The organism is Pseudomonas fluorescens, from assembly GCF_030344995.1.
Lineage (GTDB): Bacteria > Pseudomonadota > Gammaproteobacteria > Pseudomonadales > Pseudomonadaceae > Aquipseudomonas > Aquipseudomonas fluorescens_BF.
Window position 1 is genome coordinate 3,390,982 of sequence record NZ_CP128260.1, and the last position, 11,915, is coordinate 3,402,896.

Here is an 11,915-nt window from a genome sequence, read left to right on the forward strand (position 1 = left end):
AAAAAACGATTACTTGCTGGCGACCGTCTCTGGCTGCCAGCCACCACCGAGGGCCTTGTAGATCGCGACGATGCCGCGATACAGGTCCACTTCGGCCTGGGCCTGGCTGTCTTCGGCGTTCAAACGTTCACGCTGGGCGTCGAGCAACACTAGGAAATCGGTGGTGCCTTCGCGGTAGCGAATCTCGGCGAGGTCGGCAGCCTTGCGGCTCGATTCGCTCTGACGGATCAGCGAAATCAGACGTTGCTGACGTTTGCCGTAATCGCTGAAGGCGTTTTCCGATTCTTCCAGCGCCAGTAGCACTTGCTGCTCGTAGGTTGCCAGCGCGCCTTCGGCATCGGCATCGGCGCCACGCAGACGGGCCCGCACACTACCGAGGTCGAACGCTGCCCAAGTGATGCTCGGGCCCAGTGCCCAGGCGTTGGCCGCCGAGGAACCGATCTGCGAGCCACGCCCGGCCGTCCAGCCAAGGAAGCCGCTGAGGCTGACCCGAGGAAACAGGTCGGCCTTGGCCACACCGATACGCGCCGTGGCCGAAGCCAGTTTGCGTTCGGCGCTGAGGATGTCGGGACGACGCTGCAGCAGTTCGCCCGGATCACCGATCGGCAAGGCCTTGGCAATCGCCGGCAGGTCTTTCGGGCTCAGGTCGACGGTCAGCTTGTCCGGACGTTCACCCAGCAGGGTGGCGATACGGTTTTTCTGCCGGGCCTGTTCTGCCTGCAACTGCGGCACGCTGGCTTCGACCGACGCCAGACGGGCATCGGCCCGTTCCACATCGAGCTGATCGCCAACGCCGGCGTCACGCAGGCTGATGGTGATCTTGCGCGACTCTTGCTGGTTGTTCAGGTTGGCCAAGGCGATCTTTTCCCGCAGCTGGGCGCCACGCAGTTGACCGTAAGCGTCCACCAGTTCGGCAATCATGGTAACTTGCAGTTGGTACAGATCGGCTTCGGCCGCTTGCTGGTCGGCGTCGCTGGCTTCCAGATTGCGCTGGATGCGTCCGAACAGGTCCAGCTCCCAGGCCATGTCCAGCCCCAGGTCATAGCGTTCGCTGTTGACCCGTTTAGTGGTCTGGCCGGGGATCTGACCTTTGGCCAGATCGCTGCTGGCGCGACTGGTGATGGTCGGCATCGCATCGTTGCTGACGTCGTCGCGGATCGCCCGGGCGGCTTTCCAGCGGGCGAACGCCACGCGCAGTTCACGGTTGCCTTGCAGCGATTGGGTCACCAACTGGTTGAGGGTCGGATCGTCGAACTGCTGCCACCAGATGCCTTCGAATTTCGAACGGTCGAAGTTCTTCTGGCCGGCGGCGCCGTCGGTGGCGGACGTGATGTTCGCCGCCTCCGTCGTCGGGGTCTTGTAGTCAGGGCCGACGGCGCAGGCACTCAGGGCCAGCACCAGCAGGCTCGGCAGGAAGACTTTCAGACTCATTGGTGCGCCTCCAGTGGCTTTTGAAGATGTTGCGCCTTGGCCGCTTTGCGCGCTTCGCTGCGCTCCACGAAGTTACGGATCAGCACATAGAACACGGGGGTCAGCAGCAGACCGAAGAAGGTCACACCGAGCATCCCGGAGAACACCGCCACACCCATGGCATGACGCATCTCGGCACCGGCACCGCTGGAGAACACCAGTGGCACCACACCCATGATGAACGCGAACGAGGTCATCAGGATCGGCCGCAGACGCAGGCGGCAGGCTTCCAGTACAGCGGCCAGCGGATCGAGACCTTCTTGCTGTTTGTCCTTGGCGAACTCGACGATCAGAATCGCGTTCTTACAGGCCAGGCCCACCAGTACGATCAAGCCGATCTGGGTGAAGATGTTGTTGTCGCCGCCGGAGATGATCACGCCGGTGATGGCCGACAGCAGGGTCATCGGTACAATCAGGATCACCGCCAGTGGCAGGCTCCAGCTTTCGTATTGAGCCGCGAGCACCAGGAACGCCAGCAATACGCAGAGCGGGAACACGAACAGTGCAGTGTTGCCGGACAGAATCTGCTGGTAGGTCAGGTCGGTCCACTCGTAGGTCATGCCGTTCGGAAGTTCATCCTTGAGCAGTTTCTCGATGGCTTTTTCGGCCTGACCGGAGCTGTAGCCGGGGGCTGCCGCACCGTTGATTTCAGCAGTGATGAAGCCGTTGTAGTGCATCACGCGATCCGGGCCCGAGGTGTCGCTGACCTTGATGAAGGTCGCCAGCGGGATCATTTCGCCTTTGTTGTTGCGTACTTTCAGCTGGCCGATCTGGTCGGATTCGAGGCGGAACTGCTGCTCTGCCTGAACGTTGACCTGATAGGTGCGACCGAAGCGGTTGAAGTCGTTGGCATACAGCGAACCCAGGTAGATCTGCAGGGTGTCGAAGATGTCGCTGACGGCCACGCCGTGGGTCTTGGCTTTTTCCCGGTCGATGGCGGCATCGACCTGCGGCACGTTCACGGTGTAGCTGGTGAACAGGTTGGCCAGTTCCGGAACGTTATGGCTCTTGGCAATAATGTTCATGGTTTCCTTGTACAGCTCTTCGTAGCCCAGGTTGCCCCGGTCTTCGATTTGCAGGCGGAAACCACCAATGGTGCCCAGGCCTTGTACCGGCGGCGGCGGGAAGATCGCCATGTAGGCTTCCTGAATCCCGGCGTACTGGCCGTTCAAGGCACCGGCAATCGCACCGGCGGACATGCTCGGGTCTTTACGCTCGTCGAACGGTTTCAGGGTCACGAACACGATGCCGGCGTTCGGGCTGTTGGTGAAACCGTTGATCGACAGGCCCGGGAACGCTACGGCGCTTTCCACGCCTGGCTGTTTCAATGCCAGGTCGGACATGCGCTTGATCACGTCTTCGGTACGGTCCAGGCTCGCGGCGTCCGGCAGTTGCGCGAAGGCCACCAGGTATTGCTTGTCCTGGCCGGGTACGAAACCGGTCGGCGTGCTGGAGAAACCGAAGAAGGTCAGCACCATCAGGCCTGCGTACACGAAGAGCGCGATGCCGCTGCCACGGATAACCCGGCGTACGGTGCCGACGTAGCCATGACTGGCACGGTCGAAGAAACGGTTGAACGGACGGAACAGCCAGCCACCGAAGATCTTGTCCAGCACTCGCGAGAAGCGGTCTTTCGGTGCGTCATGACCTTTGAGCAACACAGCGGCCAGCGCTGGCGACAGGGTCAGCGAGTTGAAAGCCGAGATCACGGTCGAGATCGCGATGGTCAATGCGAACTGCTTGTAGAACTGACCGGTGAGACCCGAGATGAATGCCGCCGGTACGAACACCGCACACAGCACCAGCGCCGTGGCAATGATCGGGCCCGTAACTTCACCCATGGCCTTTTTGGTCGCATCGAAGGGGTTGAGCCCGAGTTCAATGTTCCGCTCGACGTTCTCCACCACCACGATGGCGTCGTCCACCACGATACCGATCGCCAGTACCAGGCCGAACAGCGACAGCGCGTTGAGCGAGAAGCCGAACAGGTGCATCACCGCAAACGTACCGATCAACGATACCGGCACCGCCACCAACGGAATGATCGAGGCGCGCCAGGTCTGCAGGAACAGGATCACCACCAGAACCACAAGAATCAGTGCTTCGAAGAGGGTGTGAACCACCGCCTCGATGGAGCCGCGCACGAAGATTGTCGGGTCATAGACGATGCTGTAGTCCATGCCTTGCGGGAAGCTTTTCTTCAGTTCTTCCATCTTGCCGCGAACTTCGTTCGAGATTTCGATGGCGTTGGAGCCTGGACGCTGAAAGATCGGGATCGCCACGGCCGGCTGGTTGTTCAGCAACGAACGCAGGGCGTACTGGCTAGAACCCAGTTCAACGCGAGCGATGTCCTTCAGGCGAGTGATTTCACCGTTGTCGCCTGCGCGAATGATGATGTTCTCGAACTCTTCCTCGGAGACCAGACGGCCTTGAGTGTTGACCGACAGCTGGAAGCTCTGGGCATTCGGGGCAGGGGGCGCGCCCAACTGGCCTGCGGCCACCTGACGGTTCTGTTCACGAATCGCAGTCACCACATCAGTGGCAGTCAGATTGCGCGAAGCAGTCTTGTTCGGATCCAGCCATACACGCAGCGAGTAGTCGCCCATACCGAACAGCTGCACGTCACCGACACCACCGAGGCGAGCGAGCTCATCCTTGATGTTGAGGATTGCGTAGTTGGACAGGTACAGCATGTCGTAGCGTTTGTCCGGCGAGGTCAAGTGCACAACCATGGTCAGGTCGGGAGAAGCCTTGTCGACGGTGATACCGATGCGCGTCACTTCTTCTGGAAGTTTCGGTTCGGTCCGGGTCACGCGGTTCTGAACTTGCACCTGCGCGTTGTCCAGGTCGGTGCCCAGAGCGAAGGTGATGGTCAGGGTGATCTTGCCGTCAGCGGTGGATTGCGAGGACATGTACAGCATGTTCTCGACGCCGGTGATGGCCTGCTCCAGCGGAGCCGCCACGGTTTCACCGATGACTTTTGGGTTGGCGCCCGGGAAGTTGGCACGCACCACCACGGTCGGTGGCACGACTTCCGGGTATTCGCTGATCGGCAACTGGAACAGCGAAATCGCACCGGCGATCAGGATCAGCAGCGACAGCACCGCTGCGAAGATCGGCCGTGAAATGAAGAATTGGGAAAAATTCATCGGAGTTGTCGTCCCTTAACCGCGTGGGGTCGCAGCAGCCAGTTTCACAACCGATCCCGACGCGCCTTTGGCAGGTGCGACTTTGGGCAGGTTGCTGGCTTCCAGCGCTTGTCGTTGTTGAGCGAGAGCGGCAATGGTTTGCTCGCTGGCCATCGGGATCACTTCAGGCGAAACCGGGGAGCCAGGACGAACCCGTTGCAGACCCTTGACGATGATCGTGTCGTCCTTGTTCAGGCCGCTGCGCACGATACGCAGGCCTTCGATCTTCGGACCGAGCTCGACGGCGCGGTAGGCGGTCTTGTTGTCGCCATCCATCACCAGCACGAACTTCTTGCCGAGGTCGGTACCGACCGCTTCATCGTTGATCAACATGGCGTTGTAGGTACCGCTGCCAACCAGTTTCAGGCGTGCATAGAGGCCCGGGGTGTAGGTGCCGTCGCTGTTGTCGAACACCGCGCGACCACGGATGGTGCCGGTTTTCGGATTGACCTGGTTGTCGACGAAATTCATCTGACCCAGGTGCGGGTTACCGTCTTCATTGGACAGGCCCATGTACACCGGGGTGGTTGCGCCGCGCTGACCCTGACGGGCGAGTTGTGTGTATTTGAGGAACACACGCTCGTCGGCGTCGAAGTAGGCGTAGACCTTGTCGGTGGACACCACGCTGGTCAGCGGAGTGGTGTCGGCAGTCACCAGGTTACCGGCGGTGATCTCGGCACGGCTGACGCGACCGCTGATTGGCGCGGTGACGCGGGTGAAGCTGAGGTTCAATTTGGCCAGATCCAGTTGCGCTTGCAGGGCGCCGACAGCAGCACGTGCTTCTTGTGCAGCGCTGGTGCGCGAGTCGGCCAGTTCGGCGGAGATGGCGTTGCTGGCACGCAGGCGTTCGCCACGACCGGCTTCGTTTTCACTACGGGTGGCGTTGGCGCGGGCCTGGGCAACCAGCGCTTCGAGGCGGCGGACCTCGGCCTGGAACGGACGCGGGTCGATCTGGAACAGCAGGTCGCCTTTCTTGACCAGCGCACCTTCGGTGAAGGCGACTTCGTCGATCTGGCCGGAGACCCGCGGACGGATTTCAACGGTTTCCGGCGCCTCGAGGCGCCCGGTGAATTCGTCCCACTCGTTGACCGGTTGTTCCAGCACCTTGGCCACGCTGACCTTGGCAGCAGGCATGGTGGCGGCGGTTTCCGGAGTCTTGCCGCAAGCGCTCATCACCAGTACGGCCAACATGGCCAACGGGAAGCGCAAATGTTTGAGTGATTGTTCCATGGATGCATCCGCCAATGTATTGAAGATGGGCGGATGATGCTCGGCGGGTAGATGGCAAACGAATCGAATGACACGAAGGTAACTATCATTCGGAATGATATAAGCCCGAGGGAAGCCCTCAAGCATGTGGCTTTCGTTAGGGGGCTATCAATTGGGATGATGGAAAATCTGTGTTGCGTGATCAGCAACAAAGCTGTTTGTTCACCAGCAAGGCCTGAAGCAAAAGAAAAAGCCCCTTGAATCGGGGCTTGGAAGGCATGAAACGATTCAACCGAGACTATCCGGATCCCCGAAGAACATCTGAATCCGAGACCGCAACCACCGCTCGCCCGGATCGTTATCCTGCGACCCACGCCACGCCATATGCAGTTCAAACGTGCGCGTCGGCAGCGGTGGGTCTTCTGCGCGTACGCCACCGGCAGCGGTCAATGCATCCGCCGTGTAATCAGGCACGGTTGCAACGATGTCAGTCCCGGCCAACAAAGTACTCAGTCCATTGAACTGCGGCACGGCCAGAACCACATGACGCTTGCGCCCAAGCTTTTCCAGCTCTTCATCAATAAAGCCACTGAGGTCGCCGGCAAACGACACCAGCGCATGCGGACGTGCACAGTAATCGTCCAGGCTCAACGGTCCCGGCACGGTGTCGGCACGCAGCAGTTTCGGTTGGCTGCGGCGCAGGACCTTGCGTTTGGCGTTGGCCGGCAGGTCGGTGGTGTAGCTGACGCCGATGGAGATTTCGCCGGAGGCGAGCAGGCCGGGCATCAGAATGTAGTTGACGCGACGCACCACCAGCACAATGCCGGGTGCTTCGGCCCGCAGGCGTTTGAGCAGCATCGGCAGCAGCGCGAACTCGACGTCATCAGACAGGCCGATACGGAATACAGAGGTGCTGGTGGCCGGGTCGAACTCTGCCGCTCGGCTGACTGCGGTTGAAATGGAGTCGAGGGCCGGAGAGAGCAGGGCGAAGATTTCCACCGCGCGGGCGGAAGGCTCCATGCTGCGTCCGGTACGCACGAACAAAGGGTCGTCGAACAGGCCGCGCAGGCGGGAAAGCGCCGCGCTGATTGCCGGCTGGCCGAGAAACAGCTTTTCCGCAGCACGGGTCACGCTGCGCTCATGCATCAGCGTTTCGAACACGATCAACAGGTTGAGGTCGACACGACGCAGGTCATTACGATTCATCTGGAGTCCTGGCAGAGTCATCAAGCTTGACGAGAGCGACCATATGAGAACAATGGCCGGCATGAATCTTACGGGGAAAGGCTGGTAGTCTGCACCGGGTAATTCAGCTTTACTGAGAAGGCGGCAGCAGTTTTTTCATGGATTTTCTCAATGCTGACCATGCTGCGGAATCAATGACAGGCATGTCGACTATTAATAGCCACTGATAGTCTTGGCTGGAAAGCCCAGATAGAGTTCATGGCATTAGAGGTTACTTTGACGAGGTTTGCGATGTCCCGCACGATCCGTTTTCACAAGTTTGGTCCAGCCGAGGTGCTCAAATGCGAAGAGCATGCGGCTGCTCAGCCAGGTCCTGGCGAAGTGCAGGTGCGTGTCGAGGCGATCGGCATCAGCTGGTATGACACGCTCTGGCGCCAGAATCTGGCGTCGTCCCAGGCGCGTCTGCCTTCCGGCCTCGGTCATGAAATGGCCGGCGTGGTCACGGCGATCGGCGACGGCGTCGAAGATCTGGCTGTGGGCGACAAGGTGGCCAGTTTCCCGGCCGAGAGCCCCAATGATTACCCGGTCTACGGCGAACTGATCGTTCTGCCGCGCACCGCACTGACCCGTTATCCGGACGTGCTCAGCCCGATTGAGGCCAGCGTGCATTACACGCCGCTGTTGATCGCCTATTTCGGTTACGTTGATCTGGCACGGGTCAAACCCGGGCAGTTCGCTCTGGTGACCGACGCCAGCCACTGCGCCGGGCCGTCCTTCGTCCAGTTGGGCAAGGCGCTGGGTGTGCGGGTGATTGCCGCCACCAAAACGGCGGAGGAGCGTGAGTACCTGCTGTCTCTCGGTGCCGAAAAAGTGATCGTCACCGAAGAAGAAGACCTGTTGATGCGGATCAACAAGATCACCGACAACCGTGGCGTCGACGTCGTGTTCGACGGTCTCGGCGGACCACAGATGTCGTTGCTTGGCGATGTGCTGGCGCCCCGTGGCAGCCTGGTCCTGTACGGCCTGCAGGGCGGCAACCAGACGCCGTTCCCGGCCTGCGCGGCGTTCCAGAAGAACATTCAGTTCTTCGTGCATTGCATCGGCAACTTCACCGGCAAACCGGAGCTTGGCATCATTCAGGACCACGTCGCCTTGCAGCGTGCCTTGCGCGATATCAATCAGCTCACTGCCGACCGTGTGTTGCTGCCGCTCAAGACTCGTGTGTTCCCGTTCAACGAGTTTGTCGAAGCTCACCGCTACATGGACGAGTGCCCATGCCGCGAGCGGGTTGCCCTGCAAATCGAACCTGCCTGATCTACCCTGTCAGAGTCCGTGGCCCCACGGACTCTTGTGCGTTTTATCCTTCAGACATCGAGAAACCCTGGGTCAGAAGCCTGGGGATGTTCAGCAACTGAACTGGTTTTTACTCTCGATCTGTATCTTCTAATTGCCCTCCAGACGCTGATAATTGAATGACTACTTTCATCTCAAGGAATGAGCTATGTCTGTGCATTCTGTTTGTTTGGAACAGTCTCAATTGGCTGTTTATCATCGCATCTCAAACTTCTGTTTAAAGTTTGTAGGGGTGCAATGTAATCCCTTCTTTTTTTCTTGTGCTCATTATGTGCAGGGGCTTGTAAGAAGTTTCCTAGGAAAACATTGTTCTGAGAGAGAGCCAGTGGCGGCGGGGCTTTCGGCCGTGTCGTCCTTGATTCCTGAATGCCACGCGCTCAACTGTTTCAAATAACTACAAAAGCTTAAGTGTTAGCATTTCAGCGTCTATTAATTAATGAAGAATGATTGTGCGTCCGCCATTCGTGGTCGTGCGATATAAAACCTTTGATACCGGGTGAAGTACTGATGAGCACGATCCATGATCAGGCAATGAATTATGTCTACCAGCAAGTATTGCAACGACTGCTGAGTTTCTTTTCCCGTGCCGAGCGCACGGCATTGCAGCTATTGATCCAGCGCCTGGCGGTCGCTGCCGGGGGCATGGATCGCATCGGTGAATTCAAGATATTGGCCATCCAGTCCGGCACACGCGACTGCTGCTACAGCCTGGCCCTTTTGCGTGCAGCCCAGCTGAGCATCGCCGGGCGGGCGCCTGGCACGTTTCAGTTGCGGGTCGCCACCTTGCGTTGCAATGGCGTACCGGCTTCGGCATTGCACAACATGCACCGCAGCTTCAGTGCGCTGTTCCTGCATGACGATCCACGCGTAGAGCTTTTGATGGTGGATCATCGCGAAATCCTGCCATTCAACCATCTGGTGCCTGTGTCCGATGAGGGGCGCGAGGCCGGCAGGCTCAACCTCCTGATGGTGGGGCATCGCCGTGACCGGGATGAGGCGTTGACGCTGTGGGATGACCTGTACCTGACCACCGCCGAGTTCTACGGTCAGGTCTCCCGCTGGAGCAATGGTGTCGACGCCTTGATCAGTAGCGACAACGCGCGTCGTCAGGAACAGTTTCTCGATGGCCTGGACCGGGCCGTGCGCAAGGTCGGCATGGGCGAGTTGTCGCGCAAGGGCGGCGGGTTCGATGAACTGTTCAGTTTGCTCGACGGCCTCGGCAGTGATTGTTATCGCGAGCTCTATGCCCAGGAAGACCGGGTACTGTGGCGACCGCTCGGTGAGTTCGAAGCCTGTCGTCGTACCAGCTATATCGGCATCGACGATATGGTGGTCGGCAAAATGGAGGAGCGCTGGCCCCTGCTTAGCGATTTCCTCGGCTTTCAGGCCGACGATCTGATGCTTGAAGCGCGAACCGGCGAGTGCGCCGATCCCCTGGTCGGCGCCTACCTGCAAGGGTTGCAGGCCAGTTATACCGAAGGACGCACCTATGGGGCCGGGGTCTCGGAGTATCAGCAACAATGCCTGGCGACGATGCGCCGCAGGAACACACCTGAGCAGGTTTGCGAACGGTTTGAATCGGCGTTCGGCAATCTGTCCGATCTCGCGGAGCACCAATCGCTGGCGGCGGCTTCCCTGCAGAAGAATTTCGGACTCAATGAACCGCAACTGGTTTGCCTGTTGTTCGCGCCTTTCATCAATGCCGGCGCCGGCCTCGAGCGATTCCTGCGCACCTGTCATCCGGGAATGCTGGTTGCCATGCCGGATCTGCACCGTGCCATGCAGGGCCTGCACGCTCCGGAGCAGGTTTTGCAATGGATGACCGATGTCAGTGGCTTGCCACTGCGACTGATCTGCCGGTTGTATGCAATGGAGGCGATCCAGATGGACGGACATACTGCAAAAGCGCAGGAGTTACCCGAGCACGAGGTCACTCTGGGCGACCGTTCGGCGGAAGGTTGAGTGGGGTTTTGTTGTCCGGCCACGGGGACAAGTCTGCGGACGTACGCTCATGAGTGAGCCAAGAGAATCCGACTTCGCCTATCAGGCGGTCTATCGTTACCTGACGCAGCTGATCAGCGAGCCGGGCAATCAGGAAGCAATTCGACTGCCGTCGCTACGGCAGCTGGCCGAACGGTTGAGTGTGTCGATTTCGACCATCCAATACGCCTACGCGTTGCTGGAAAAAGAAGGCCGGGTCTATTCCGTGGCCAAATCCGGATATTTCGCGCAGCCGACATCGACGGTCATGCCGCCCGGGTGCGGCAGTGATTTGCTGGAAACGGTTTACGTCAATGCCAGACGTTCCGGCATGCAAGTATTGAGTGCCGATGAGCCGGCGTCGATCCAGCCCCTGGATCGTCCCTTGCTGATGCTTGAAAGAGAGTTGTTGCGCCAGTATCCCCGGCATTTGCAGACGCTGGCCCAGCCTTGCGGCGAACTGGAACTGCGCACGTTGCTGGCTGCCCGCTACACCTCATCGGCCGCCCATTGCTGGCACGCCGAAGACGTCTACATCGGTGCCGATCTGCGAGGGGTGCTGGAAATCCTGATCGCCGTCCTTGAGCTGCGCCACGCAACCGTGGTGATCGAATCGCCGTGTGACTGGATGATCCTGCGTCTGTTCCAGTCCGCCGAGGTTCGGGTGATCGAGCTGCCGTTACAGCCAGATGGGGCATTCGATCCGCAGAAACTCCAGAGGCTGCTCGCAAACGAGCGGGTGCGACTGATCCTGCTGTCCTCCAGATTGAATATGCCCCATGGCAGCCGCATCCCGCTGTCCAGCCGTCAGGCGATTGCGCGACTGCTTGTGAAGCATGGCACCTGGGTGCTGGAAAATGATTGTCATGGCGAGTTGCTGGACGACGCCGAAGGAACGCCGCTGCGCGAGCTGGTGGATCCCGACCGCCTGTTGGTGTTTTCCATGTTCGAAAACGTCATCGGGGTCGAAGCACCCTACGGTTTTGTACTGGCGCGACAATGGCGTACGGACCTTCAGCGTCATTTCTTGCTGCGTTCGTTTCGCCTGTCACCGATCCGCCAGAGGGCCATTGCCCGGCTCTACGCGAGTGGGCGAGTGGACCAGCATTTGCCGATGCTCAAGCGCTTGCTCAGCGAGCGTCGAACGCAATGGATCGATTTGATACGTGAACGTCTGGGCGACTTTCTGCAGGTAGTGGAACCTGCTGGCGGCGCAACGATCTGGCTGCACTCTGCACGCCCGATTGCGATGGATGCAGTGTTTCAACGGTTACTCAAGCAGCACGTGCTGATTGCACCGGGGGAGTTGTTCAGCCTTCAGGGGCTGCACACGCAGCATATGCGTCTGAGCGTGACGGGCAGCGCCGAGCACGAGTTGTTAAGACTTGTCGGACTGCTCGGGGATGCGTTGCGACTGGCTCCGCGGACAGATGCGCGCAAACACCCGGTCTGTATGCAATAGACCCCATCGCGCTTCGACCAAACTGCCAGTAAACTCCGGTGTAATTTCCTGAACCACTCTATTTCAGA

At 59.5% G+C, this 11,915-nt stretch carries 7 protein-coding genes; 3 read left to right on the plus strand and 4 right to left on the minus strand.

The window, feature by feature from the left end; all coding sequences use genetic code 11:
• Window positions 1–9 precede the first annotated feature (9 nt).
• The 4 genes from QR290_RS15205 to QR290_RS15220 form a co-directional block, all read right to left on the minus strand.
• Window positions 10–1,431 (minus strand): efflux transporter outer membrane subunit, encoded by a 1,422-nt coding sequence (locus tag QR290_RS15205; RefSeq protein WP_011334070.1) that lies wholly within the window; start codon window positions 1,429–1,431, stop codon window positions 10–12.
• Entirely contained in the window at window positions 1,428–4,619 is a 3,192-nt protein-coding gene (locus QR290_RS15210) for an efflux RND transporter permease subunit (protein ID WP_289202948.1), read from the minus strand. Before QR290_RS15210 ends, QR290_RS15205 begins: the two co-directional genes overlap by 4 nt.
• A 15-nt stretch (window positions 4,620–4,634) precedes the next feature.
• Window positions 4,635–5,888: a multidrug efflux RND transporter periplasmic adaptor subunit MexE gene (mexE, locus tag QR290_RS15215; protein WP_115077909.1), complete on the minus strand. Its 1,254-nt coding sequence runs from the start codon at window positions 5,886–5,888 to the stop codon at window positions 4,635–4,637.
• 267 nt (window positions 5,889–6,155) lie between these two features.
• Entirely contained in the window at window positions 6,156–7,073 is a 918-nt protein-coding gene (locus QR290_RS15220; RefSeq protein WP_115077910.1) for a LysR family transcriptional regulator, read from the minus strand.
• A 270-nt stretch (window positions 7,074–7,343) separates the two neighbouring features.
• Between QR290_RS15220 and QR290_RS15225 the strand changes: the two genes are divergently transcribed.
• The 3 genes from QR290_RS15225 to QR290_RS15235 all read left to right on the plus strand — a co-directional run bounded on the left by QR290_RS15225 (window position 7,344) and on the right by QR290_RS15235 (window position 11,847).
• Entirely contained in the window at window positions 7,344–8,366 is a 1,023-nt protein-coding gene (locus tag QR290_RS15225; protein ID WP_011334080.1) for a zinc-dependent alcohol dehydrogenase family protein, read from the plus strand.
• 546 nt (window positions 8,367–8,912) lie between these two features.
• Window positions 8,913–10,367 carry a hypothetical protein gene (locus QR290_RS15230; RefSeq protein ID WP_289202949.1) on the plus strand — a complete coding sequence of 485 codons (1,455 nt, stop codon included), beginning with the start codon at window positions 8,913–8,915 and terminating at the stop codon, window positions 10,365–10,367.
• A 49-nt stretch (window positions 10,368–10,416) separates the two neighbouring features.
• Entirely contained in the window at window positions 10,417–11,847 is a 1,431-nt protein-coding gene (locus QR290_RS15235; RefSeq protein WP_289202950.1) for a PLP-dependent aminotransferase family protein, read from the plus strand.
• Window positions 11,848–11,915 lie beyond the last annotated feature (68 nt).

Excerpts from the sequence above, each read along its gene's own strand:
- QR290_RS15235 (WP_289202950.1), top strand. The coding sequence starts at position 10,417 with ATGAGTGAGCCAAGAGAATCCGACTTCGCCTATCAGGCGGTCTATCGT.
- mexE (WP_115077909.1), bottom strand. The coding sequence starts at position 5,888 with ATGGAACAATCACTCAAACATTTGCGCTTCCCGTTGGCCATGTTGGCC.
- QR290_RS15230 (WP_289202949.1), top strand. The coding sequence starts at position 8,913 with ATGAGCACGATCCATGATCAGGCAATGAATTATGTCTACCAGCAAGTA.
- QR290_RS15220 (WP_115077910.1), bottom strand. The coding sequence starts at position 7,073 with ATGAATCGTAATGACCTGCGTCGTGTCGACCTCAACCTGTTGATCGTG.
- QR290_RS15225 (WP_011334080.1), top strand. The coding sequence starts at position 7,344 with ATGTCCCGCACGATCCGTTTTCACAAGTTTGGTCCAGCCGAGGTGCTC.
- QR290_RS15205 (WP_011334070.1), bottom strand. The coding sequence starts at position 1,431 with ATGAGTCTGAAAGTCTTCCTGCCGAGCCTGCTGGTGCTGGCCCTGAGT.
- QR290_RS15210 (WP_289202948.1), bottom strand. The coding sequence starts at position 4,619 with ATGAATTTTTCCCAATTCTTCATTTCACGGCCGATCTTCGCAGCGGTG.